The following is a 24,673-nucleotide window of genomic DNA, read 5'->3' as shown; positions in this document are numbered from 1 at the left end:
ATCGGCCGGCCGCCCGGCGGCTAGCAGGTTTCGGTTTCGGCGAGGGTGCCCTTGGTCGAGGGCACCGTGTCGGCTTTGCGCGGGTCGATCTCGATAGCGTCCCGGAGCGCCCGCGCCAGCCCTTTGAAGCACGACTCACAGATGTGATGGTTGTTGACCCCGTAGAGGGTTTCCACATGCAGGGTCAGACCGGCGTTGAACGCGAATGCCTGGAACCACTCCCGGATCATCTCGGTGTCGAGGCCGCCGAGGCGGTCCTGACTGAACGCCACCGTCCACACCAGGTAGGGCCGGCCAGACACGTCGATCACCACCCTCGTAAGAGTTTCATCCATGGCGGACAGGGCCGAGCCGAAGCGGCGGATGCCGCGCCGCTCGCCGAGGGCGCGGCTTACCGCCTGGCCAAGGGCGATGCCGCTGTCCTCGGCAGTGTGGTGCGGATCGATGTGGAGGTCGCCTTTCGCCCGTAAATCCAGGTCCATCAAACTATGGCGCGCCAACTGCTCCAGCATGTGGTCGAGGAAGCCGATGCCGGTGGCGACTTGGTAGCGGCCATCGCCGTCCAGGTTCACGGTCGCGGTCACCGCGGTTTCCGTCGTCGACCGCTCGACCGTCGCCGTTCGTCCCGCACTTGCAATTGGCATGACGCAAAACTCCGCTGAGGAAGGCCGCCGTTCTATCAGGATCGCGCCCCGCACGCCAACCGGAAGCGTTCGGCGCCACTCCCGGGCTACCCTTGACCGCGATCGAGCGCCGGCTTACATGGTCGGGACAGCTCTTCAGAAAACATCCTTTACTTCCTGCAATCGGTAGAGACGGAACAGGACCAGCAGTGGGCCACAGCGACAACACTTGGCACGGCACAACGATCCTTGCAGTGCGCAAGGACGGCGGCGTGGTGGTCGCCGGAGATGGTCAGGTCAGCCTCGGCAACACGGTCATCAAGTCCAACGCCCGTAAGGTGCGCCGCCTCTCTGACGATGCCGTGATCGCCGGCTTCGCCGGCGCGACCGCCGACGCCTTCACCTTGTTCGAACGGCTGGAAGCCAAGCTGGAGCAGTATCCGAAGCAGTTGGCGCGAGCCTGCGTCGAACTTGCCAAGGACTGGCGCACCGACCGCTACCTGCGCCGGCTGGAGGCGATGATGGCGGTGGCCGACCGCAACCGCTCGCTGGTGCTCACCGGCACCGGCGACGTGCTGGAGCCGGAGGACGGGGTGATCGCCATCGGCTCCGGCGGCAACTATGCGTTGGCCGCGGCGCGGGCGCTGATGGATCGCGACGACATGGACGCAGAGGCGGTGGCGCGTCGAGCAATGGAAATTGCCGCCGACATCTGCATCTATACCAACCGCAACCTCGTCATCGAGCGCTTATGACCTATCTCACCCCCCGCGAGATCGTCTCCGAGCTTGACCGCCACATCGTCGGCCAGAACGACGCGAAGCGGGCCGTTGCCATCGCGCTCCGCAACCGCTGGCGACGGCAGCAGCTTGACGACGAAATGCGTCAGGAGGTGCTGCCGAAAAACATCCTGATGATCGGCCCCACCGGCGTCGGCAAAACGGAGATCGCGCGCCGCCTCGCCAACCTTGCGCAGGCGCCGTTTCTCAAGGTTGAGGCCACCAAATTCACGGAAGTCGGCTACGTCGGCCGCGACGTCGAGCAGATCATCCGCGACTTGGTCGAGATTTCCATACACATGACCAAGGAGCGGCTACGCAAGCAGGTGCATGCCAAGGCCGAGGCGGCGGCAGAGGAGCGGGTGATCACCGCCCTGGTCGGCGACAACGCCAGCAAGGAGACGCGGGAGAACTTCCGTCGCAGGCTCCGCGACGGCGAACTGGACGACCGGGAGATCGAGGTCCAGGTGCGGGACGCCGGAGGGCTGAACCTGCCGACCATCGACATCCCGGGCATGCCGGGCGCACAGATGGGCATGCTCAATCTGGGTGAAATGTTCGGCAAGGCGTTCGGCGGCCCGCCTGCGAAAAAGCGCAAGATGACGGTGGCCGACTCCTACCACGTTCTGCTCAGCGATGAGGCCGACAATCTCCTCGACCAGGAGAAAGTGACCAAGGAAGCGATCGACGCGGTCGAGAACAATGGCATCGTGTTTCTCGACGAGATCGACAAGATCACCGGCCGATCCGAGCGCATCGGCGGCGCCGACGTCAGTCGCGAAGGCGTGCAGCGCGACCTGCTGCCGCTGATCGAGGGCACCATCGTCAACACCAAGCATGGCAACGTCGCCACTGACCACATCCTGTTCATTGCGTCCGGAGCCTTTCACCTCGCCAAGCCTTCAGACATGCTGCCCGAGCTGCAGGGGCGATTGCCGATCCGGGTGGAACTGAAGGCGCTGACTCGCGAGGACTTCGTCCGCATCCTCACCGAGCCGCAGGCCAGCCTGATCAAGCAGTATCGGGCGCTCATGGGTGTCGAGAACGTCACCCTCGACTTCACTGATGACGGCATCCACGAAATCGCCAATCTTGCCGCCGAAATCAACCACGGCGTCGAGAACATCGGCGCCCGCCGCCTGCAGACCGTCCTGGAAAAGTTGGTTGAGGACATCAGCTTCACGGCCTCCGAGCGCGGCGGCGAAACAGTGACGATCGACGCAACCGACGTCCGCGAGCGCGTCGGCGTCCTCGCCAAGAACGCCGATCTGTCCAAGTTCATTTTGTAGACGCTCGCGGGTGTGAACGACTTCCGTATTCACCGCCTGCGGCGGAGGAGGACGTAGAGGGCGCCCATGCCACCGTGGGTGGCGGAGGCGTAGGCAAAGGCGAGGACGCGGTCGCGGTTGGGGGGCTGGTTGAGCCATTGCGGGACGGATGCGCGCAGCACGCCGCGGCCGCCTTCGACGCGCAGGCCCTTCCCGGTGATGATCAGCACGCAGCGCCGGCCCGACTCCTGCGACGCTACCAAATAACGCTCCAGAGACTGCCTGGCGAGGTCTGCGCCAAAGCCGTGCAGGTCGAGGGTGCCGTCCACCTGGATGAGGCCGCGGCGAAGGCGCGTCAAGGTGCGCTTGTCGATGCCGGACGCGGTGCCGTGGCTGCGATCCGGCGGCGGTGGGGGCGGCTGCGGTCTCGGTGGTGCGGCAACCAAGTGGCGGGGCGGTCGGGGGGGCGCCGCGCCAGAACGGTCGCCGGCGGCGGACGCGCTACCATCGGCCGCCGGCGCCGGTGGAACCGGTTCTGGTTCCAGGGCCGGGTCCGGTTCAGGCCTGTTCAGGGGCTTGGTGTGCGCTGCTACCCTCCGCCAAAGCGCCGCTTCCTCTTCGGTCAGCTTGCGCCGGCGCGCGCTGTCATCCCTCAGGCTCATCGCAAATGAGAATGTGCAGACGACGCGGACCGTGGGCGCCGAGCAGGAGAGTTTGTTCGATGTCGGCGGTCCGCGAAGGGCCGGTGATCCAGTTGACGACGCGCGGCATCCGGCCGTGCGTTTGCATTGCGCGGAGCTTCACCCAGGCATCCTCGTACGCGCCGACGATGCGGGCGACGGGCAGCAGGACCATGTGCACCGGCGGTAGGAAGTTGAGGGTGGTCGGGGACTCCGGCGCCGAGAGCAGCATCAATGTTCCGGTTTCGGCGATGCCCGCGAACGCGGTGGCGACGCTTGTCGTATCCGCATCCTCGGCCTTGCCCGTCTTTACCTGCAACGCGGGCTCGGCCGACCAGTCAACCGACGACAGCACGGGATCGGTGCCGACACGCACCGTCAGCGGCAGATTGGCGCCGCGCAGATACCCCGCAACGGCGCAGGGCACCGCCTCGACCGTCTTGAGGCGTTCTACCGTCGCGTTGACCCGTTCCGCCTCTGCAACGAAAAGATTTGTCATCGCCGCCGGGCCGATGCGGCCACGGGCGGGGACGACGTTTGGCCGCGGCTCGGCCAGGCGTCGATCGAGTTCCGCTGCCTGTTCACCGCCGAGAGCGCCGCGCCCGAGGGAGGCGCGGATGGCGCCCAGCATGGCGTCGCGGCACTCTCTTGTCGACGTACCGGTCGAGTTGCTCATGAGCGCGCTCCGCCCCGCGCCGACCATTGCTGCTGGAACGTTTGTCCCGCCGGCGCCGCGAGATCCCTCGACCGCGTCCAGCCGCCCGCCAGCGGCAGGCTGCGAAACCGACCGCGGCGGCGGCCCCAGGCGCCAAGCGTCCCGACGCCGAGGCGCATGGCGAGACGGTAGAGCGCGGGTCGGCGGGCGAGAAATGCCCAGGCGCGGAGGCCGTAGCGCTGCGACGATGGCCCGATGTTGCGGGAGAACTGGTGCGCGCGCAATTGCCGCAGCATGCGCGGCAAGGGGATGCGCATTGGACACACATCCTCGCAGCGCCCGCACAGCGTCGAGGCGTTGGGGAGATCGGCGGTGGCCTCGACGCCGATGAGGTTAGGGATCAACACCGCTCCCATGGGACCAGAATACACCCAGCCGTAAGCATGGCCGCCGATGGCGCCGTAGACCGGGCAGTGATTGATGCAGGCGCCGCAGCGGATGCAGCGCAGCATGTCCTGGAATTCGCTCCCCAGCATCTTGGTGCGGCCGTTGTCGAGCAGGACGACGTGGTAGGCCTCCGGCCCATCCAGATCTTCGGGCCGTTTTGGACCGGTGGTGAAGGTCGTGTAGACGGACATTTCCTGCCCGGTCGCCGAACGGGCGAGGACACGGAGAATCGTCGTGGCGTCCTCCAGGGTCGGGACAACCTTCTCGATGCTGGCGATGACGATCTGCACCCGCGGCAGGGTCTGGGTAAGGTCGCCATTGCCCTCGTTGGTGACCAGCACCATCGAGCCGGTTTCGGCGACCAGCATGTTGGCGCCGGTGATGCCGACATCGGCAGCCAGAAACTCACGGCGCAGCACTGCCCGCGCCTCGTCCAGCAACACTGCCGGTTCCTCCAGCGGCCGGTCGGCCGGCAGGTGCGTATGCTGCTTGCGGAATGCCTCGGCCACCTGGTCCTTGGAGAGGTGAATGGCCGGAGCGATGATGTGGCTCGGAGGCTCGTGGCGAAGCTGGATGATGTACTCGCCGAGATCGGTTTCCACGGGGCGCAACCCGGCCTTCTCGAGGCTTTCGTTGATGGCGATTTCCTCGCCGATCATCGACTTGCCCTTGGTCACTGTCTTGGCGCCGGCGTCGCGGCAAATGGCGAGCACCGTCTGCCGCGCCGACTCCGCGTCGGGACACCAATGAACCTGACCGCCGCTGTCGATGACCTTGCTCTCGAAGCGCTCGAGATAGTGATCCAGGTGTGCGAGAGTGTGGTTCTTGATGTCGCGCGCGGCATCGCGCAGTGCGTCGAACTCCGGCAGACGGTCCATGGCGAGGCGACGTTTGACCGGGAAGCCTTCAGGAAAAAGCTTCAGCGCGGTCTGCAGCTTTCCGTCGTCGAGCGCCGTCCTGACATTGTTCTTGAACGCATGTGCGGTCGAATCCACCGCCGTCCTCCCGCCCTTGTTATTTTTGTGCCTCGCCGATCGACGCCGCCGTATCCGTCGTTCCGGCGAGCACCTCCGCGACATGGCGGACCTCGATTGCGACGCCGCGCCGCTGCAGGCGGCCGGCCATGTTCATCAGGCACCCCATGTCGCCCCCCAGCAACACCTCGGCGCCCGTCGCGATGATGTCGTCGGCCTTGACGTCGACCATCTTCTCCGAGATGCCCGGGTACTTGACGCAGAACAGACCGCCGAAGCCGCAGCAGGTCTCGGCGGTATGCATCTCGCGGATTTCCAAGCCGGCGATGCCGGCGAGGAGGGCTCGCGGCTGGGTCTTGATCCCCAGTTCCCGCAGCCCCGAACAGGAATCATGGTAGGTGGCGACCCTCTCGAACCGGCCCTCGACGGGAGCGGCTTTGATAATGTCGTTGAGGAATGTCGTCAGTTCGTAGGTGCGAGCCGCCATGTCCCGCGCCCGCTCCAGCATCTCCGGGTCGTCGGCGAACAACTCCGGATAGTGCACCTTGATGGTGCCGCAGCAGGATCCGGACGGCGCCACTACGTAGTCGTAATCGACGAACGCGTCGATGACCTGGCGGGCGAGCGCGGCGGCGTCGGCGTTGTCGCCCGAGTTGAAGGCCGGCTGGCCACAGCACGTCTGCGCCAGCGGCACGGAGACGGCGCATCCGGCATCTTCAAGCAGCTTGACGGCCGCAAACCCCACCGCCGGCCGCATCAGGTCGACGAGACAGGTGACGAACAGACCGACGCGTGCGGGTGAGGGGCTCATGACCCAACAATGCGGACTATTCTCAACCATGGCAAGGTTGACGTGCGTTGGCCGCGTGTGCGGGAGCGGGGGCGTTGGTCAGGATGTGGGCGCAGGTTTCGGCAACAGCAGGTAGTAACGCCCCTGCTGCTTCATGGCCCCGGCCTTGGCGGCGGCATCGTCGCCGTGACCCCAGAACAGGTCGCCGCGGATCGCGCCCTTGATGGCGCCGCCGGTATCCTGGGCGATCACCAGCCGCCTGAGCGGCGTCTCGGGACTGAGCGGCTCCGTGGTGTCCAGCCAGATTGGCGCTCCGAGGGGCAGCAACGACGTATCGACGGCGAGGCTGCGGCCTGGGGTCAGAACCACTCCCTGCGCTCCAATCGGTCCGTCGCCGTCGATGCGTCGAAAGAAGACGTACGAGGGATTGAGGTTCATGACTGCGTCCCTCTCGGCAGGATGGTCGGCGAGCCATCGGCGGATGGCCTGCATGGACATCTGCTCCTTCGGGATGGCGCCGCGCTCGATCAACGGCCGGCCGATCGCAACGTACGGGTGCCCATTCTTGCTCGCGTATCCGACGCGCTCCACGCGCCCGTCGGCCATGCGCACCCGACCGGACCCTTGGATCTGGAGAAAAAACGCGTCGATGGGATCATCCACCCACAGGAGTTCGAGATTCCGGCCCGCCAGGGCTCCAGCGTCGATCTCGGCGCGGTTGTGGTACGGGATGAGCTGTCCGTCCTTGATGCGGCCGATGATGCGCCGGCCGGCGAGGCCGGGATCGAACAGCCGCAGATCGGCGGTAATCATGTCACGGGGCGGCGCGTAGAGGGGGACCGTGAACGGTGGTTTGCGCTGCCAGGCCCCGTGCAGTTCGGCTTCATAATAGCCGGTGAACAGGCCCTGGTCGTCATCCCCGAAGCCGACGCGGTGTGGCACGAAGCGGCTCGCGAAGAACCTCCGCGTCGTTTCTGCGTCTGGGTCGGCGAGGGCGCCCGCATCGGCGCACACCTTCAGCCAGTCGGCCACCGTCCCGCCGATGCCGCCGGGGCTCATGGCGCGAGCCTGGGGTAAGCCCGATAGCTTGGCACAGGACCGGCGGAACGCCACCAAGGCCGCCGTGGGATCATCCGCCGACCAGCCGTCCAGCTCGGCATAATCCACCGGCGTCAGAGTCAATTGCGGCGGCGGCGGGGGTGGTGGCGGCTCGCACGCCGCCAGGATAACCACCAGGGCGGCAACAACCGCCCGACGAAAGTTCGAACCCCTCACTCCTGCGCGCCGGTCGCGACGAGAATCCAGTTCGGGTCGGGATTGCGGGTATCGCGGGCGAATGTCCAGTAGTCGGTGACCTCGGTCACTGTCTCCGGATCGCCCTCAATGACTTCGTTGCCCTCATCGCGGACCACCGATGTCTGTTCGCTGACGAACTTGACGGTCAAATGCGCCGTGCGCCCGGCCATGTAGGCCTCGACGATCTCCGCCGACTTGATGCCCACCAGCGTCAACTCCATGGCCTCGCCGGCCTGTTCGCGATCTCGCACCGATTGCGTAAAGTTGCCGAGGACTTCCGGACTGAGAAATGGCCGCAACGCCGGCATGTCGCCTTTGGCGAACGACGACAGGATCATTTCGAAGGCGATACGGGCACCGGAAATAAACTCGTCCACATCGAACTTTGGATCGGCAACACGAATGTTGGCCAGCCCCGCCTCCAAGGGCGACAGCGCCTGGTCGGAGGCTGTGCTCGATGGTTCGTGCGGTTCCGCCGGCCGTCCTTCCCGATCCGGCAGGCGCACAACCTTATCCTCTGCCGGCTCGCCCCGGCGGCCGGTCTTGAATGGATCGGTCGACGGCCCCTGGTGTCCATCGCGCCGCCCGAGCACGCTGCGCAGGCGGAGAATCAGGAACGCCGCGACCAGCGCGAACAGGATGATGTCGATAAATTGAAACTCACCGCCCATGTGCTTGTAGCCGCCCATGTGCTTGTATTAAGTGGGTTGAGATCAGCCGAACCGCACATTGCCCGATGGTAAAGGATCGACAACCGACACGTTAGCGTTTCGTCGGTCAAAGGTCCAGCAAAGCTATGCCGCAACGTGCTGGGCCGGCCAGCGGTCACTAACCCAACATAGGATCAGCCGGGAGCCGATACAACGATGCGCCTCATCCTCTTGCTGGTTTTCATTGGCATCCCCATCGTCGAGATCGCGATCATGATCGAGGCCGGCAGGACCTTCGGCCTGTGGCCGACCGTCGGCGCGATTATCTTCACGGCGGTTCTTGGCGCGGCGCTGGTGCGCCACCAAGGTTTCTCGACCCTGATGCGTGCGCGCCAGAGCCTCAACGACGGCCAGCTTCCGATTCAGGAAGTATTCGAGGGCTTCTGCATCTTCGTGGCCGGCGCCATGCTGCTGACACCTGGCTTCGTAACCGATAGCATCGGCTTCCTGCTTCTCGTTCCTGCGTTTCGCCGCGCGTTGCAGACATTGGGCGCACGCCATTTGGTAGCCGGTGGTCAAATGAAGGTGTGGCGCGATGTCGAGGCGTCCCGCGCAGGAGGAAGTCGGCGCGGCGGCGCTCCGGTGATCGAGGGCGAATACAAGGACATCTCCGATCCCGATGACGCGCCCGACGGACAGCCTGATCAGCCGAGCGAAGCGGATCGAATGACCAAACGTCCGAAAGAGGACCAATGAAACGACGGTCGGCGGCAGCGACGCCACGGTCCGCCGGTTGAGCCTCCGTTCGTTCCATGATAGCCAAGCCTTCTAGTTTGATTCTTTATGTCGCCTACGGCCCGAGCCTCTTATCGTCGAAGTGACGCCGGGGTCGGGTGCGGCGAGCGATGGACCAAGACAGGCATCTCTCGACAAGACAGGCATTTCTCGAAAGGAACCACGATGACTGATCCCGCGAACGGTAAAAACACCAGCGCCGGTCCCGAGGGCGCTCCTACAGAGGATATCGTCAGCGGCGAGGAGAGGGGCAGCAGCCAGGTTCCGGCAGATGATGCCAGACCTCCCCTGATCATCAACAACCAGTATATCAAGGACCTCTCGTTCGAGGCGCCGGCGGTCCCGAAGATTTTTGAGCAGATCCAGAGCGCGACCCCGGACATCGGCGTGAATGTCAATGTCCAGGCGCGACCGTTGGATGACACCCGGTTCGAGGTCAGCCTGCAGACGCGGGCCGAATGCAAAGCCGGTGGCGCCATGGCATTTCTGGTGGAACTGACGTACTGCGGCGTGTTCACCGTCAACGTCGCAGCAGAGCACCTGCGACCCATTCTACTGATCGAATGCCCGCGCCTGTTGTTTCCGTTTGCGCGCCACATCATCGCCAACGCCACCCGCGATGGCGGCTTTCCGCCGTTGCTGTTGGGGCCGATCGACTTCGTATCGATGTATCAGCGGCAGATGCAGGAGCGAGCGGCCAAGGGTGGCGACGGTGGTGCCGATGGTGCGGCTATCGCCTGATCTTAGCGCCGCTGCTCACTCCGGAAACTGAGCGCGAAGCTCATGTTTTGACAGTGCCCGGAGGCAGGCTTCATGCTTTCCGCAAAGGCCACTTCCGGCGGGCCCAAGTGTCAGGGTCTTAAGTTCCACACCGGATCCGTCAGGCCCTGGAGGAATGCGGCGTGCGCCGTCCTTTCCTCCAGGGTCGGATGAATAACCCTCGGCGTATGTCGGATCATCCGTGGCCCGCTGCTGCGCAGCCGCGCTGACGTGGCGAGATTGAACGCCGGCTGGCGACCGCCGCACAACTCCAGATACACCGCCGCCAACAGGTGCGAGTCCTTGAGGGCGCCGTGCAGAGTCCGGTCGCAGAGGTCGATCTCGAAGCGGCGGCAGAGTGCGTCCAGATTGGCCGGCGCGCCGGGGAACAAGCGTCGCGCCATCTCCACCGTATCGATGGCGCGTCCGGCGTCCAGCGGCGGCCGTCGCACACCGGCCAGTTCCGCGTTCAAGAAGCCAAGATCGAATGCGGCGTTGTGAATGACCAGTCTTGAACCCGCAATAAAGCTCAAAAACGCGTCGGCGACCTCCGAAAATCCCGGCTTGCCGGCCAGGAACTCGTCGGACAGTCCATGTACTGCGTAGGCGCCCTGCGGCATCGGCCGGCCCGGGTTGAGGTACTGCTGGTAGGTTCGGCCGGTCGGCACGTGATTGATCAGCTCGACGCAGCCTATTTCGACGATTCGATGTCCCTGGTGGGGATCGAGGCCGGTCGTCTCGGTGTCGAGCACCACTTCACGCATGGCCTGTTCGTCTCCCCGACCGCGTCGGCGGCGGCCACTTCGTGCCGGGGATGTCGCGACAGCGCCGCACGATCTGCCCGATGGTCCGCAACGTCTCTCCGCGCCCCAGCCCGGACTGTATCACGAAATCAGCGCGCCGGCGCTTGTCCGCGTCGGACATCTGCCGCGACAAAGTCGCTCGAACCCGCTCGGCGGTCATGCCGGGACGAGCGAGCAAACGCTGAAGTTGAACATATCGAGGCGCCGTGACCACCGCGACCCGATCGCAGCGTCGCTCGCCGCCTGTCTCCAACAGCAGCGGCACATCCAGCACCACCAGCGTGCGGCGGTTTCGCGCGGCGATTTCAAGAAAGCGGCGCTCGCCCCGCCTGACCAGAGGGTGGAGGATGGCCTCCAACCGGCGCAGGTCGGGCCCGCAGGCGAACACCCGATCCGCCAGTCGCCGGCGATCGACAGCACCTTGACGCACCACCTCCGGGAATGCCGCCTCCACCGCAGCGACACCGCCGCCACCTTCGGCCAACAGTTCGTGGACGCAGGCGTCGGCGTCGAACACCGGGACGCCGAGCCGTTGGAACATCCCGGCCGCCGTGGATTTGCCCATGGCGATCGATCCAGTGAGACCCAGGATCACCATGCTGTCACGCCTCACCCCCCATCGCCGCGAGGACGTGGTCCCGAAGCGCGTCGTCGACTTCCGCTTCGACGCCGAACCACGCCTTGAATCCCGGCCGCGCCTGGTGCAGCAGCATGCCAAGGCCATCGATGGTGATATGTCCGCGCGCCGCTGCCGCCGACAACAACGGCGTCGACAGCGGCCGGTAGACGATGTCGATGATTACCGCGGCCGACGGTAGTGGAGGCAGGTCGAGGGGCAGCGGAGGATAGCCAACCATACCGAGCGTCGTGGCGTTGACGAGCAACGCCGCGTCGGAGAGGGCCAAGTGGCTGTCGGTCCACGCAAATATGCGGGTTGAGGACGCTCCCAGGTGCGCCGCCAGTGTTTCGGCTCGGGTGGTGGTGCGGTTGACCAGACGCAACTCGGCTACCCCAGTGTCCAGCAACGCCACGCACACCGCCCGCGCCGCCCCTCCGGCGCCGATCACCACCGCTGGACCTGCCGATGCCGACCATGACGGGCAGCCGGCACGCAGGCTCGCCATGAAACCATAGGCGTCGGTGTTGTCCCCGCGCGTGCAGCCGTCCGCTGCGACGATCACGGTATTGACGGCGCCGATGCGCCTGGCATCCTCGGACAAGCAGTCAACGGCACGTAGGGCTCGTTCCTTGTGGGGAACGGTGACGTTGGCCCCACGGAGTCCCAGCTTCGGCAGGCTCCGGATGGCGTCCTCAATATCTGCGGGATGCACCGCCAACGGCACGTAGGCCCCGTCGATCCCATATTTCTTCAGCCAGTAACCGTGCAGGCACGGCGACAGCGAGTGCGCCACCGGCCAGCCGATGACCCCTGCGACCGCAGCTTTGCCCGTCAGCATCATTGCGGCAGAATGCCTTCGCTTCTGAAGAACGCCAGCAGCGGCAGCAGGGGCAGCCCGAGTATCGTGGAATGGTCGCCGTCGATGTCCGAGAACAACTGGATGCCGGCGCCTTCAACGCGATAGACGCCGACCGACGACAAGGCTCCCGCTGCGGTCTCGGCGAGGTACTGGTGTAGGAAAGCGTCCGAAAATGACCGCATGGTCAGGCGCGCCGTCTCGACCCGAGACCACACCATCGCCTTACCACGTACAATCACAGCGGCGCTGATCAAGCGATGGGTTCGGCCGCGGAGCGCCCTGAGCGTCGCCTCAGCGGCATCGAGATCGTCGGGCTTGGTGAAGATGCGTCCCCGGCAGGACAGCATCTGATCCGCGCCTAGCACCAAAGCATCTGCCTGACGGGCGGCAACGGTCCTCGCCTTGGCCTCGGCCAAAGCAAGCGCTGTCGCGGCCACCGACATTCCCGCCGCCTCTGCCTGTAGCCGGACCGCATCCTCATCAATTGCGGCCGGATCATACACGAACGACACACCCGCTCGGCGCAGCATCGCCTGCCGCGCTTCGCTGGAGGAGGCGAGAACGACATGCGCTGGGCCGACGTCAGCACTCACGTGTAAGCCTCTCCAGGCTCGGGTTGTCCACAATGGATCGGAATAACGTGCGGACGACATGGGTACAAGTCGTCCCGTAGGTGCCCGCCGCCGGTTTTGGTCCCGCTCGCCGGTTATACCCGCACAGGATCTCCGTCGCCCTCCACAGGCGGCCGAATATCGAGAACAGGGTGAACAACATCCCCGCTTGCGTAGCGATATGCACACTATCCCCGCGTTCCCGCGATGGCTCGACTTATGGGGAAAGCGGCAAGCGCCCGCCGATCACGCCAGGGTTTTCAACAAGCCGGCGCGCGCGATGGTCCGCGACGTTGCAGCTAGGGACAACGTGTGCGTGAGTCGCTATCCCCGCTTTTAGAGCCTCTACAGCCACAACCACCTATAAGATTCTAATTATTATGTTAAGGAGGGGGTGAGCGAATCCTCGCGTCCCTTTCCGGCCTTTAGATCTGATTGTGACTGGCAAACCGTTTCTCAACGCTTTCCACGGCAGCGACGGGCGACCGCCGTTCTGGTTCTTGCGCCAGGCGGGCCGCTATCTGCCAGAGTACCGGGAGCTTCGTCGTCAAGCGCCCGATTTCCTCGCGTTCTGCTATACGCCCGAACTGACGGTGGAGGCAGCACAGCAGCCATTGCGCCGCTACGGCATGGATGCCGCCATCCTGTTCAGCGATATCCTGGTGTTGCCGGACGCACTCGGTTGCAACGTCGCGTTCGTCGAGGGCGAAGGCCCGATCCTGCAACCGGTGCGTACCGAAGCGGAAATTGCCGCCCTCCGCCCCGAGCGACTGGATGAGCACCTTGATCCAGTGTTCGCCTCGGTACGGAAGCTGCGCAGAGCGCTGCCGCCGGCGACGGCGCTGATCGGTTTTGCAGGCGCGCCGTGGACCGTCGCCCTCTACATGGTGGAAGGCCGCGGTGGCGGCGAGAGCGGCGTCGTGCGCCGCTTGGCGTACGCCGAGCCCGGCTTGTTCGAAAGGCTCATGGGCGTGCTCGTCGACAGCACCGTCGCCTACCTCACACGGCAGATCGAAAGCGGCGCCGAGGCCGTCATGTTGTTCGATTCCTGGGCTGGGTTGCTGGCTGAGATGCAATTTCGCTCCTGGGTAATCGAGCCGACCGCGGAAATCGTCCGGCGTCTCAAGGAGAGCCACCCCGACGTTCCTATCCTCGGTTTTCCGCGCGGCGCCGGCGCGCTCTACGAAGACTTCACGCGCGGCACGGGCATCGACGGAGTCAGCCTCGACGCAACGATCCCGCTGGCCTGGGCGCGTAAGCGCCTGCAGCCAGACTGCCTGGTGCAAGGCAACCTGGACAATGTTCTGTTGGCGGTCGGCGGCAATGGTCTGGAGGCGGAAACCGACCGTATCGTCGAGGTCCTCTCTCATGGGCGCTTTGTGTTCAATCTCGGCCATGGGATCCTGCCGCACACGCCGCCAGAGCATGTGGCGCGGGTCTCAGACCGAATCCGGGGATCTCACGCAAGGTCATGATCGAAACACCAAAGGAGCACAGGCTTGCCGTCGTCCTGTTCAATCTGGGCGGCCCGGACCGCCTGGAAGCGGTACGGCCGTTCCTGTTCAACCTGTTCAACGACAAGGCGATCATAGGCGCCCCTGCGCCGGTGAGACGCCTCCTGGCGGAATTCATTTCGCGGCGGCGGGCGCCGCTGGCCCGCGCCATTTATCGCGAGATCGGGGGCGGCTCTCCGCTCTTGGAGCGGACCCGGCAACAGGCCGCGGCGCTGGAGCGGCGGCTTAGCGAGCAGAATCCGGGGGGTGTGGTCCGGGTCTTCGTTTGTATGCGCTACTGGCACCCTATGAGCGCCGAAGTTGCCTCTGAGGTGGCGGCATTTGCGCCGGACGACATCGTCCTGCTTCCCCTTTATCCGCAGTTCTCGACCACCACCACGGCGTCGTCCGTCGCGGACTGGCAGCGTGCGGCCAGCGACTGCGGTATTGGTGCCGAAACCCGCGCGATCTGCTGCTATCCCAACAACCCCGGCCTTATCGCCGCACAGGCCGCGCTGGTGCGCAACGCCTACGAAACCGCGCGACCGTCTGGGCGGCCGCGGATACTGTTCTCGGCGCACGGACTGCCGGAGCGGGTGGTGGCGCGCGGCGACCCCTATGCCTGGCAGGTAGAGCAAACCGTGACGGCCGTTGTCGACGCACTCGCCATCGCGGATCTCGACCATGTCATCTGCTATCAAAGCCGCGTCGGGCCGCTGAAGTGGATCGGTCCGGACACGGAGCGCGAGCTGGAAAAGGCCGGCCGCGACGGCGTTCCGGTGGTCCTGGTGCCCATCTCGTTCGTGTCGGAGCATTCGGAAACCCTGGTAGAGCTCGACATCACCTACCGTGACCACGCATTACTTCACGGGGTTGATTGCTATGTCCGGGTGCCCGCGGTCGGAGTCGCCGGCGCCTTCATCGACGGCCTCGCGGACCTGGTCGGCGAGGCGCTGGTCGAAAGAGGTGGGGTGGGAAACAACAGGCTTGCGATCAGTTCATCAGGCGGGCGGCGGCTGTGTCCGCCCGCAATGTCGGGCTGTGCGTGTTCCCTTTCCGGCTCGACCTCCTGACAATTCAGCCGAGGAAATCGCCATGGACGCATACCTCTGGATGAAGGCGCTGCATGTGATCAGCATCATCGCCTGGATGGCCGGGTTGTTCTATCTGCCGCGGCTTTACGTCTATCACACCCAGACGGCGGTCGGATCGGATGCCTCGGAGACCTTCAAGGTCATGGAACGCAAGTTGCTGCGCATCATCATGAACCCGGCGATGATTGCCTCGATCGTCACCGGGATCATTTTGATCTGGCAGGTCTTCATCGACGCCCTTGTCAGCGAAGGCTGGCTGCACGCCAAGGTCGCCCTCGTCGTCGTCCTGATTGCGTTTCATATGATGCTGGCGCGATGGCGGCGGGCGTTCGCAACTGACAACAACGTGCACAGCGAAAAGTTCTATAGGATGGTGAACGAGGTTCCGACCGTCCTGATGATCGGCATCGTCATCCTGGTGATTGTAAAGCCGTTTTAGCGCTGCCAGCTTACATGGCGGCGCTTGTTCTGCGGCGAGGCTGCGGGCGGAGCATGGCGGCTTTCACCCCGCCCCGGAATCTTGCGCCGAATTCTTTGTTTGACACTTTGCGGCCACCTGAGGCATTGTACTCCAAACGCGAGTTTCCACAGGCAAGACGGCTCAACTTAATCTTGTGGCCGTTGCAGCGCGAAACTTCGCCGTCCCGTCCGTTGTCAAACCTCCACGAACCGAGCTCACCACCGCCATCAGCCGTTCCGGTCCGTGCCGTTTGGCAACCCCTCCATGTCAGTATGGATTCTGGGAAGTGTTTAATGAATCTTAAGGAGCTAAAGTCCAAGCCGGCAGCAGATCTGCTCTCATATGCAGAGGATCTGAAAATAGAGAATGCAAGTTCTCTGCGCAAACAAGAGATGATGTTCGCAATCCTCAAGCAGTTGGCGGAAAATGAGGTCGCCATCTTCGGAGATGGTGTTATCGAAGTTCTTCAGGATGGCTTTGGATTTTTGCGTTCTCCTGAAGCCAATTATCTTCCCGGTCCGGACGACATATACGTCTCACCTAGTCAAATTAGGCGTTTCAGCCTGCGCACTGGCGATACCGTCGAGGGCGAGATCCGCTCTCCCAAGGAGGGTGAACGTTACTTCGCGCTCCTCAAGGTCAACGCCATCAACTTCGGCAACCCCAGCGATGTCCGTCACCGTATCAATTTCGACAACCTGACCCCTCTTTATCCCGAGAACCGCTTCAAGATGGAGGCCGACAACGGCAATGGTCGCGATTTCACCAGCCGCGTCATTGATCTGATCACGCCGATCGGCAAGGGCCAGCGCGCGCTGATCGTCGCGCCGCCGCGCACCGGCAAGACCGTGATGCTGCAGAACATCGCGCATTCGGTCGCGGTCAATCATCCGGAGTGCTACCTGATCGTGCTGCTCATCGACGAACGGCCTGAGGAAGTGACCGACATGGCGCGGTCGGTAAAAGGCGAGGTGGTCAGTTCCACGTTCGATGAACCGGCGTCGCGCCACGTCCAGGTCGCAGAGATGGTCCTGGAAAAGGCCAAGCGGCTGGTGGAACACAAGCGCGACGTGGTGATCTTGCTCGACTCCATCACCCGACTGGCGCGCGCTTACAACACCGTGGTGCCGTCATCCGGCAAGGTGCTGACCGGCGGTGTCGACGCCAACGCGCTGCAGCGGCCCAAGCGCTTTTTCGGGGCCGCTCGCAACATCGAGGAAGGTGGATCGCTGACGATCATCTCCACGGCCTTGATCGACACCGGCTCGCGCATGGACGAGGTCATCTTCGAGGAGTTCAAGGGCACCGGTAACAGCGAGATCATTCTCGACCGCAAGCTCTCCGACAAGCGCACTTGGCCCAGCATCGACATCACCAAGTCGGGCACCCGCAAGGAAGAATTGCTGGTCGACAAGGCGACCTTGTCGAAAATGTGGGTGTTGCGTCGCGTCCTCATGCCGATGGGCGTCACCGACGCCATGGAGTTCCTCCTCGACAAGCTGCGCTCCTCCAAGACCAACGCCGACTTCTTCGAGGCGATGAACGCCTAGTGTACAGACCCAGTCAGATGGTACATCTGACTGGGTCAGATCGTGCACCGAAATCAATCGGTTGCGTGCAGCGACCGTGCATTCTTTGAACGCACCGCTGCACCAGCGCCGGATGTGTCCGGCGTCAGACTTGAACGATTACGGCAGCAGAACCGTGGAGCCGGTAGTTTTTCGTGTCTCCAGGTCGCGGTGGGCTTGGGCGGCTTCCTTTAATGGGTAAGTCTGGCCGATGTCGATCTTGACGTGCCCGGCCGCGACCACATCGAACAGCGCGCTGGCGCTCGCCTGTAGCTCATCCGGCGTCGCCGTGTAGGTCACAAGGGTCGGGCGGGTCAGGTAGAGAGAGCCTTTGGCCGACAGGATGAGCGGATCGATCGGCCCGGTCGGTCCCGAGGCGTTGCCGAAACTCACCATCATGCCGCGGGGACGGAGGCAATCCAGGGAGCCCTCGAACGTGGCCTTGCCGACCGAGTCGTAGACGACGGGGACGCCGCGCCCGTCGGTAATCTCGCGCACGCGCTCGACGAAGTTCTCCCGTGTGTAGACAATGACGTGATCGCAACCGTTAGCGCGCGCCAGATCCGCCTTATCGTCGGTGCCGACGGTCGCGATGACGATGGCGCCGAGGTGTTTCGCCCATTGGCTGGCGATCTGCCCCACGCCGCCGGCAGCCGCGTGCAGAAGAATGACATCACCGGCCTGAACGGCATAGGTCCGACGCAGCAGGTACTCTGCGGTCATGCCTTTCAGCATCATTGCGGCGGCGGTCTGATCAGAGATCGCGTCCGGGAGCTTAACCACCCGGTCCGCCGGCATCAGTCGTATCTCGGCATACGCCCCCACCGGTCCGCTGGCACAGGCGACCCGGTCTCCTGGCTTCAGGCGGTCGACACCCTCCCCGACCGCTTCGATCACTCCCGCTCCCTCCATGCCGATGCCGGACGGCAGGCTCGCCAGCGGGTAGAGGCCGGTGCGATGATAGGTGTCGATGAAGTTGAGCCCTACAGCGGAGCTACGAATCCGCACCTGCCCTGGACCCACGTCGTCCACGGGGACGTTTTCCCAACGCAGAACCTCGGGGCCGCCGGTTTCATGGATGCGGATGGCGTAGCTCACGATGCCCTCCTGTGCTGCGACGGTCGTGTGCCCGCTCCGAGCTCGAAGGCGCGACCCGGCGATCGTTCGTGATCGAGTAGAGCCTCCTTGGTGGTGAGGCCGTTGCCGCCAGAGTATCCGGTCAACTTGCCGGTCGTGCCGACGACGCGATGGCAAGGGATCACCAGCACGATCGGGTTGCGGGCGCAGGCCCCGCCGACGGCACGAGGCGACGTTTCAAGGCGTCTGGCGATGTCTCCGTACGTTGCGGTGCCGCCGTAGGGGATGGCTGCGATCTCCTTCCAGATCCGCCGATCGAACGCGCTGCCGAAGGGATCGAGCGGCAAGTGGAATTCCCTCAGGGTGCCGTCAAAGTACGATCGGATCTGGTCCGCCGCGTCCTCGAGAAGCGCCGAAGGCGGCGGCAAAGGCTCATCCTCGCTCCAGTGCATCTCTACAAGGCTTCCGCCACGTTCTGTGGCCGCCAATTCGCCGAGAGGCGTGGCGACAATGACGCGAAGCGCGGGAAGGGGCGAAGACATGGCAGTCATAGGGCGCGTCCTACTGATGGTCGAGGTGCTGGAGCAAGACCTCCGGTTCGGTAATCGGCAGCCCGCACGTCGAGCCGATGCAAACATACGCCGTCGCTCGGCCGTCGACCATGCCTTTCCCTTTGGCCGGATGCGACGACGGCAGATCTTCGGCGCCCGATGAGATTGGCATGATGATCTTGAGCGGTGTCGGAGCACGAACCGCCGCTCGGCGCAGCGCGGCCGCCTGCGCATCGTCGCGGTCGCCGACGATGACCACCTGTACACCGCGCTCCAGCAACTCGAAATTCGTCAACAATCCCGGCACGGCGATCAGATACTGCGGATTGTTGCCGGAAAACAGGACGATCATCGCATCACAGCGCGCCCGATAGTGTTGGTTGCCGGTCAGGTGATAGAGGCGCGCCAGCACTTCGAGCATTGTCGTGTTGCCGGAGGGTGTGGCGTGGTCGGCAATGGTCTTGGCACGAGTGAAGACGTCCGTCGTGTCATCGGCCGACTGGAAGTAGCCGCCATCCATCGGGTCCCAGTAATAGCGGTCAGCGATCGCCGCCCAGTGCTCGGCGTGCGCCAAGTAGTCCCGCCGTCCCGTCGTCTCGAACAAGGCGACAGCCGCCAGCGCCATCGACGCGTAGTCCTCGATCACCGCAGGATGCCGCGACGAGCCGGCACACCAAGCGTGCAACAGCCGTTCGCCGGCGCTCAGATTACGACTGATGAACCGAAACGCCGCCTCTGCCGCGTCGCGCCAGGCCGGCTGGTCGAACACGGCGGCGGCGCGCGTCAACGCCGCGATCATCAGGCCGTTCCAATCGGCGAGCACCTTGTCGTCACGGAGCGGCGGAACCCGCTTCCGCCGCGCTTCGAGCAGCACCTGTCGACATCTTCTCAACGTTTCCTCATCCGCCTCCGAACGCAACGCGGGAGCGTGGGAGCGATTCAGGATGGTATGGCCTTCCCAGTTCCCCCTCCGCGACACGTCGTAGGCGGCCTTGAACAGGGCCGCGTCGCTGCCGAGCAAATCGTCGATTTCGGCCTCGCTCCACACGTAGTACTTGCCTTCGACGCCCTCACTGTCGGCATCGTAGGCGCCGGCGAAAGCGAAATCAGAGCCGGACGGATCGTCGACGCGAAGATCGGCGAGGCACCACGAGATGGTTTCCGCGATGCGCACCGCAAGCAGCGGATCGCGAGTGTCGAGCCACACTTCGGTCATCAGGTCGACCAGGAGCGCGTTGTCGTAGAGCATTTTCTCGAAATGCGGCACTAGCCAACGACTATCCGTGGCATAGCGGGCGAAGCCGCCGCCGACGTGATCATAGATTCCGCCCTGGCACATGTGTTGCAGCGTGGTCAGCACGGCGTCCCGATACATTTCCGCACGGCTGCGTTTGTAGGCGCGCCACAGGAACCTGAAGAACACCGGCTGCGGGAACTTGGGCGCCCCCGCGGTGCCGCCGAGCGCCGGATCAACTAGCCGCACAGCGGCTGCCGCGGCCTGATCCAGCATGGCCAAGGTCAAGCCAGGGCCGGATTGAGGCGACGACAGCCGCCTGAGGCCGTCGCGCAGCGCCTGGACATTGGTCCGAATGCGACTCGGGTCGTTGTGGTACACGTCGGAGATCGCCCGCAGCACGTCTCCAAACCCCGGGCGGCCGTAGCGCGGCTCGGGAGGAAAATAGGTTCCGCCCCAGAACGGCTCGCCCTCAGGGGTCAAAAACATTGTCAACGGCCAGCCCCCCTGCTCGCCGAGCAGCGCGAGGGCCGACTGATAGATGGCGTCGATGTCCGGCCGCTCTTCGCGATCCACCTTCACGTTGATGAACAGGTCGTTCATCGCCCGGGCGATCTCCGGATCTTCGAAACTTTCGTGTGCCATTACGTGGCACCAGTGACAGGCGGCGTAGCCGATCGATAGCAGCACGGGCTTGTCGGCCTGTCTCGCGTCGCGCAAGACGTCTTCACTCCAGGCGCGCCAATGCACGGGATTGTGCTTATGCTGCAAAAGATAAGGACTGGTCTCGGAAGAGAGGCGATTCATACTGTTCCGCGCTTGTGGTGTACCGAGGGAACGCGATAACGCGAGCCGGGCGACGAGGATGTTGCGCCGAAGCGGCTGCTTGCTTAGTTTGCGCTCGCTGCGGCCAACGACAACCATAATTAGTTTATGGAGATCTTTGCGGGCGTACTTGTTTCCACACGAGTGTCATGGAGGTTTGTTTCATGAAAATGCACATGGACGTCGATCTGACCCCGGAGGAGGCGCGAGTTCTGTTCGGCCTCCCTGACGTTCAGCCGATGCAGAAGGCGATGATGGGGGAAGTCGAGGAACGGATGCGCAAGGCGCTGTCCGTCATGGAGCCGGATGCCGTCGTGAGGATGTGGCTTCCAGCCGGAATGCAGGGCCTGGAAGCGTGGCAGAAGTTCGTCATGGGACGGGTCGGCGCCGCCATGGGTCGCAAAGAGGGTGAAGACACACCCGGCTGAACCGGTTCGGCGCCGCGTTGAATTTCAGGAGACAGCGCCCTTCCTCGATGACACCCACGACGATCTTCGCCCTGGCCTCGGGCGGATCACGAGCCGGCATAGCCGTCATTCGCGTCTCGGGTCCGGAAGCTGCCCGCGCGGCGACAACATTGTGCGGCGGGCGCGATTTACCGGCGCGGCGTCTCGTCCGGCGGCGAATCGTTGGAACGGAAGGCGACACTGTCGACGAGGCTTTGGTGGTTCGTTTTCCTGCCCCGGCAAGCTTTACCGGCGAGGAGGTCATCGAGTTGCATGTGCACGGCGGGGTCGCGGTGGTTGCCGATACCCTGCAGGCACTAGCGGCCTGCCCGGGCCTGCGTCCTGCCGCCCCTGGTGAGTTCACACGCCGCGCGTTCGACAACGGCAAGCTGGACCTGACGGCTGCCGAAGGCCTCGCCGATCTGGTCCAGGCGGAAACCAGCGCGCAACGCCGCCAAGCACTGCGGCAGATGCAGGGCGAACTGGCGGCGCTCTATGATGGCTGGCGGCACCGGCTGCTGGTAACGCTCGCGCACCTGGAGGCGCACATTGATTTCGCGGACGAGGATCTGCCGGATTCGATCGATGACCGGGTTGCCGTCGATGCAGCTATCCTCACCGAAGAGATCGAGCAGCACCTCGGCGACAACCGGCGCGGGGAGCGCATCCGCGACGGGGTGTGCGTGACCATTCTCGGGCCGGTCAACGCCGGCAAGAGCACGCTGTTGAACCGGCTGGCGCGGCGGGAGGCCGCCATCGTCTCCAGCGAGCCGGGCACGACCCGCGATGTGATCGAGGTCCATCTGGATTTGGGTGGCTACGCGGTCGTGCTGCGCGACACCGCCGGACTACGTGACACCGATGCAGACGTCGAGGCCGAGGGAGTGCGCCGCAGCCGCCACGCGGCGGAGTCGGCGGATCTGCGGCTGGTGGTGTTCGATGGCGCGGTATGGCCAAGGTTCGACGCAGAGGCGGCGGATCTGTTGGAAAGGGATAGCGTCGCCGTGATCAACAAATGCGATCTTGGGCACGTGGGATCGCCGGTTGAGGTGCTGGGTCACCCTGCCTTGCAAATTTCGGCCCGCAACGGCGATGGGCTGGATCGCCTCGTCGAGGTGTTGGAGCAGGAGGTGGGGCGGCGCTTCGAAGCCGGCGAAGCCCCGCAACTCACCCGGATTCGCCATCGCCAGGCGCTCGAGGAGTGTCGAGCCTCCCTCAAGAGCAGCGCATGCGCCTCGTCCAACGAACTCGCTGCGGAAGATTTGCGATTGGCGGCGCGGGCGCTCGGGCGCATCACCGGCCGCGTCGACGTGGAAGACGTGCTGGACGTGATCTTCAAGGATTTCTGCATCGGCAAGTGAGCGGCGCGGCGCGGCAATGACCATCACCAGAGCAGGTTAGATTTCATGGCGCGGATCAAGGGGCCGACCACTGGCTTGGACGTGATCGTCGTCGGCGGCGGACACGCGGGCTGTGAGGCGGCGGCTGCTGCAGCTCGGATTGGAGCCCGAACCCTTCTGCTGACCCACCGGCTGGAAACCATCGGCGAGATGTCTTGCAATCCGGCGATCGGCGGCTTGGCCAAGGGGCAGTTGGTGCGCGAGGTGGATGCACTAGACGGGCTGATGGGGCGCGCCATCGACAGTGCCGGGATACAGTTTCGGATCCTGAACAGAAGCAAGGGACCAGCGGTGCGCGGGCCGCGGGCACAGGCGGACCGCAAGCTTTACAAGGCGGCCATGCAGGCGGTGCTCGCCGAACACGAAAATCTTTCGATCCACGCCGCCGGTGTGGACGACATCCTGATCAACAGGGACGGCGGGGTCTGCGGTGTCCGGTTGGCGGACGGTGAAGACCTGAAGGGAGGTGCCGTGGTGCTCACCACCGGCACCTTCCTTCGAGGCGTCCTTCATACCGGCGAGCATCAGTCTCCTGGTGGCCGCGTCGGTGATGCGCCGGCGATCGCACTGGCCGCGACGCTGGAGCGACTGGGGTTTCGTCGCGGGAGGCTGAAGACCGGTACGCCGCCGCGCATCGATGGACGCACCGTCGACTGGGCGGGTCTGGACGTGCAGGCGGGGGACGATCCGCCACAGCCGTTCTCCTTTCTGACCACGGCGATCACCACCGCGCAGATCCAGTGCTACATCACCGCTACCACCCCGGACACCCACGCTGTCATCCGCGCCAATCTGCATCGGGCGCCGCTGTACTCGGGCCAGATATCCAGCGTCGGGCCGCGCTACTGTCCCTCGATCGAGGACAAAGTGGTGCGCTTCGCGGAGCGGCAACGCCACCAGATCTTTTTGGAGCCGGAGGGTCTGGATGATCCGACTGTCTACCCCAACGGCATTTCAACGTCGCTGCCGCGCGATGTGCAGGCCGCCTTCGTGCGCTCCATCCCGGGGCTGGAGCGGGCAGCGATCGTCCGCCCCGGGTACGCCATCGAATACGACACCGTTGATGCCCGGGAACTGACGCCGACCCTGGAAACCCTGCGTGTGCCGGGCCTCTTCCTCGCGGGCCAGATCAACGGCACGACAGGATACGAAGAAGCTGCCGGCCAGGGGTTGGTGGCCGGGGTCAATGCTGCGCAGAAGGCTGCCGGGGGAGCCCCGTTCCTGATCGACCGCAGCGAAGGCTACATCGGGGTGATGATCGATGATCTGGTGACCCTGGGCGTCACTGAACCCTATCGGATGTTCACGTCGCGCGCCGAATACCGTCTATCGTTGCGCGCCGACAACGCCGATCGCCGCCTGACGCCGAAGGCGGTGGCCGGCGGATTTGCGGGAGAGGCCAGACGGCGTGCGTTCACGGCGAAGCTTGCGGAAATCGATCGGTGCGAGGCGCTCATGCGGAGATTGGCCGCGGCTCCGGCTGATCTCATGCGGCATGGCGTCGCGGTCGCCGGTGACGGCAAGCGACAGAGCGCTTGGACGCTGCTGCGTTATCCCGGCGTTAATGCTTCTGCGCTACAACGGATCTGGCCAGAGTTTGCGAGCGTGCCGGCGAGTGTCGCTGAACACCTGCAAAGCGAGGCCGTTTACGAAGGCTACCTGCAGCGGCAGGAGGCCGATATCCGCGCATTCAATCGCGACGAGTCTCTGCAGCTTCTCCACGCCCTCGACTACGGGGCGATCCCCGGCCTCTCCTCGGAGATCCGGAGCAAGTTGCGCGAAGTGCGACCGGCGACTTTAGGGGCAGCTTCGCGCATTCCCGGCGTCACGCCGGCCGCGTTGACCGTGCTGCTGCGCTACGTGCGTCGGCGCGATCGCGAAGAGCCGGAGCCGCGGGCAGCCCTCCCATGAGCCGCC

25 protein-coding genes are annotated in these 24,673 nt (G+C 64.5%); 11 read left to right on the top strand and 14 right to left on the bottom strand.

Going from position 1 to position 24,673, the window contains the following annotated elements:
• Window positions 1-20: 20 nt before the first annotated feature.
• A complete protein-coding gene (hisB, locus tag IPM60_16230; GenBank protein MBK8909358.1) occupies window positions 21-644 on the bottom strand; it encodes an imidazoleglycerol-phosphate dehydratase HisB in 624 nt (207 codons plus the stop codon).
• A gap of 188 nt (window positions 645-832) precedes the next feature.
• Between hisB and hslV the strand changes: the two genes are divergently transcribed.
• Entirely contained in the window at window positions 833-1,378 is a 546-nt protein-coding gene (hslV, locus tag IPM60_16225) for an ATP-dependent protease subunit HslV (GenBank protein ID MBK8909357.1), read from the top strand.
• A complete protein-coding gene (hslU, locus tag IPM60_16220; protein ID MBK8909356.1) occupies window positions 1,375-2,691 on the top strand; it encodes an ATP-dependent protease ATPase subunit HslU in 1,317 nt (438 codons plus the stop codon). Before hslV ends, hslU begins: the two co-directional genes overlap by 4 nt.
• Before the next feature lie 29 nt (window positions 2,692-2,720).
• On the opposite strand, the gene IPM60_16215 is transcribed toward hslU, so the two are convergent.
• The 6 genes from IPM60_16215 to IPM60_16190 all read right to left on the bottom strand — a co-directional run bounded on the left by IPM60_16215 (window position 2,721) and on the right by IPM60_16190 (window position 8,183).
• Window positions 2,721-3,332 (bottom strand): Smr/MutS family protein, encoded by a 612-nt coding sequence (locus IPM60_16215; protein MBK8909355.1) that lies wholly within the window; start codon window positions 3,330-3,332, stop codon window positions 2,721-2,723.
• Window positions 3,316-4,026 (bottom strand): lactate utilization protein, encoded by a 711-nt coding sequence (locus IPM60_16210; GenBank protein MBK8909354.1) that lies wholly within the window; start codon window positions 4,024-4,026, stop codon window positions 3,316-3,318. The genes IPM60_16215 and IPM60_16210 overlap by 17 nt, the downstream gene beginning before the upstream one ends.
• A complete protein-coding gene (locus tag IPM60_16205; protein MBK8909353.1) occupies window positions 4,023-5,447 on the bottom strand; it encodes an iron-sulfur cluster-binding protein in 1,425 nt (474 codons plus the stop codon). Before IPM60_16205 ends, IPM60_16210 begins: the two co-directional genes overlap by 4 nt.
• A 19-nt stretch (window positions 5,448-5,466) precedes the next feature.
• A complete protein-coding gene (locus IPM60_16200; GenBank protein ID MBK8909352.1) occupies window positions 5,467-6,237 on the bottom strand; it encodes a (Fe-S)-binding protein in 771 nt (256 codons plus the stop codon).
• 78 nt (window positions 6,238-6,315) lie between these two features.
• Window positions 6,316-7,491, bottom strand: a complete 1,176-nt coding sequence (locus IPM60_16195) for a murein transglycosylase A (protein MBK8909351.1) — start codon at window positions 7,489-7,491, stop codon at window positions 6,316-6,318.
• On the bottom strand, window positions 7,488-8,183 hold the full coding sequence (locus IPM60_16190) for a Tim44 domain-containing protein (protein ID MBK8909350.1): 696 nt from the start codon (window positions 8,181-8,183) through the stop codon (window positions 7,488-7,490). Before IPM60_16190 ends, IPM60_16195 begins: the two co-directional genes overlap by 4 nt.
• Window positions 8,184-8,435: 252 nt before the next feature.
• On the opposite strand from IPM60_16190, the gene IPM60_16185 reads away from it, so the two are divergent.
• Together IPM60_16185 and secB are read left to right on the top strand one after the other, a co-directional pair.
• Window positions 8,436-8,918: an FxsA family protein gene (locus IPM60_16185; protein MBK8909349.1), complete on the top strand. Its 483-nt coding sequence runs from the start codon at window positions 8,436-8,438 to the stop codon at window positions 8,916-8,918.
• Window positions 8,919-9,122: 204 nt separating this feature from the next.
• Window positions 9,123-9,698, top strand: coding sequence for a protein-export chaperone SecB (gene secB, locus IPM60_16180; GenBank protein ID MBK8909348.1), 576 nt, complete (start codon window positions 9,123-9,125; stop codon window positions 9,696-9,698).
• Window positions 9,699-9,808: 110 nt separating this feature from the next.
• Here the strand turns inward: secB and dnaQ are convergent, their stop codons facing one another.
• From dnaQ to IPM60_16160, 4 genes are read right to left on the bottom strand one after another with little or no spacing between them, the layout of a single operon-like run.
• Window positions 9,809-10,480: a DNA polymerase III subunit epsilon gene (gene dnaQ, locus IPM60_16175; GenBank protein ID MBK8909347.1), complete on the bottom strand. Its 672-nt coding sequence runs from the start codon at window positions 10,478-10,480 to the stop codon at window positions 9,809-9,811.
• Entirely contained in the window at window positions 10,473-11,117 is a 645-nt protein-coding gene (locus IPM60_16170; protein ID MBK8909346.1) for a dephospho-CoA kinase, read from the bottom strand. Before IPM60_16170 ends, dnaQ begins: the two co-directional genes overlap by 8 nt.
• A gap of 4 nt (window positions 11,118-11,121) precedes the next feature.
• On the bottom strand, window positions 11,122-11,976 hold the full coding sequence (locus IPM60_16165) for a shikimate dehydrogenase (GenBank protein ID MBK8909345.1): 855 nt from the start codon (window positions 11,974-11,976) through the stop codon (window positions 11,122-11,124).
• Entirely contained in the window at window positions 11,976-12,650 is a 675-nt protein-coding gene (locus tag IPM60_16160) for a Maf family protein (GenBank protein MBK8909344.1), read from the bottom strand. The genes IPM60_16165 and IPM60_16160 overlap by 1 nt, the downstream gene beginning before the upstream one ends.
• A gap of 389 nt (window positions 12,651-13,039) precedes the next feature.
• On the opposite strand from IPM60_16160, the gene IPM60_16155 reads away from it, so the two are divergent.
• From IPM60_16155 to rho, 4 genes are all read left to right on the top strand, one after another.
• On the top strand, window positions 13,040-14,083 hold the full coding sequence (locus tag IPM60_16155; GenBank protein ID MBK8909343.1) for a uroporphyrinogen decarboxylase: 1,044 nt from the start codon (window positions 13,040-13,042) through the stop codon (window positions 14,081-14,083).
• Complete coding sequence (gene hemH, locus IPM60_16150) at window positions 14,080-15,174, top strand: ferrochelatase (protein MBK8909342.1); 1,095 nt, start codon at window positions 14,080-14,082, stop codon at window positions 15,172-15,174. Before IPM60_16155 ends, hemH begins: the two co-directional genes overlap by 4 nt.
• Before the next feature lie 22 nt (window positions 15,175-15,196).
• On the top strand, window positions 15,197-15,634 hold the full coding sequence (gene hemJ, locus IPM60_16145; GenBank protein MBK8909341.1) for a protoporphyrinogen oxidase HemJ: 438 nt from the start codon (window positions 15,197-15,199) through the stop codon (window positions 15,632-15,634).
• A gap of 314 nt (window positions 15,635-15,948) precedes the next feature.
• Window positions 15,949-17,205, top strand: coding sequence for a transcription termination factor Rho (gene rho / locus IPM60_16140; protein MBK8909340.1), 1,257 nt, complete (start codon window positions 15,949-15,951; stop codon window positions 17,203-17,205).
• Window positions 17,206-17,343: 138 nt separating this feature from the next.
• Here rho and IPM60_16135 read toward each other — a convergent pair whose 3' ends face one another.
• The 3 genes from IPM60_16135 to IPM60_16125 are packed head-to-tail and all read right to left on the bottom strand — an operon-like array spanning window position 17,344 to window position 20,892.
• Entirely contained in the window at window positions 17,344-18,321 is a 978-nt protein-coding gene (locus IPM60_16135) for a quinone oxidoreductase (GenBank protein ID MBK8909339.1), read from the bottom strand.
• Entirely contained in the window at window positions 18,318-18,842 is a 525-nt protein-coding gene (locus IPM60_16130) for a methylated-DNA--[protein]-cysteine S-methyltransferase (GenBank protein MBK8909338.1), read from the bottom strand. Before IPM60_16130 ends, IPM60_16135 begins: the two co-directional genes overlap by 4 nt.
• A gap of 19 nt (window positions 18,843-18,861) precedes the next feature.
• Window positions 18,862-20,892 (bottom strand): thioredoxin domain-containing protein, encoded by a 2,031-nt coding sequence (locus tag IPM60_16125; GenBank protein MBK8909337.1) that lies wholly within the window; start codon window positions 20,890-20,892, stop codon window positions 18,862-18,864.
• Window positions 20,893-21,074: 182 nt separating this feature from the next.
• Here IPM60_16125 and IPM60_16120 point away from each other — a divergent pair, with 182 nt between their 5' ends.
• Genes IPM60_16120 through mnmG form a run of 3 tightly spaced genes read left to right on the top strand, consistent with a single transcriptional unit; the run spans window position 21,075 to window position 24,667 of the window.
• Entirely contained in the window at window positions 21,075-21,338 is a 264-nt protein-coding gene (locus IPM60_16120; protein ID MBK8909336.1) for a hypothetical protein, read from the top strand.
• Between the two features lie 47 nt (window positions 21,339-21,385).
• Window positions 21,386-22,717: a tRNA uridine-5-carboxymethylaminomethyl(34) synthesis GTPase MnmE gene (mnmE, locus tag IPM60_16115; GenBank protein ID MBK8909335.1), complete on the top strand. Its 1,332-nt coding sequence runs from the start codon at window positions 21,386-21,388 to the stop codon at window positions 22,715-22,717.
• 45 nt (window positions 22,718-22,762) lie between these two features.
• The gene (mnmG, locus tag IPM60_16110; GenBank protein ID MBK8909334.1) at window positions 22,763-24,667 is read left to right on the top strand and encodes a tRNA uridine-5-carboxymethylaminomethyl(34) synthesis enzyme MnmG; all 1,905 of its coding nucleotides are present in this window, start codon (window positions 22,763-22,765) and stop codon (window positions 24,665-24,667) included.
• Window positions 24,668-24,673 lie beyond the last annotated feature (6 nt).

The organism is Rhodospirillales bacterium (assembly GCA_016710335.1).
GTDB lineage: Bacteria > Pseudomonadota > Alphaproteobacteria > Rhodospirillales > Defluviicoccaceae > JADJXQ01.
Note: the sequence above shows the minus strand (reverse complement) of the source record. Positions and strands in the feature narration are given on the sequence as shown.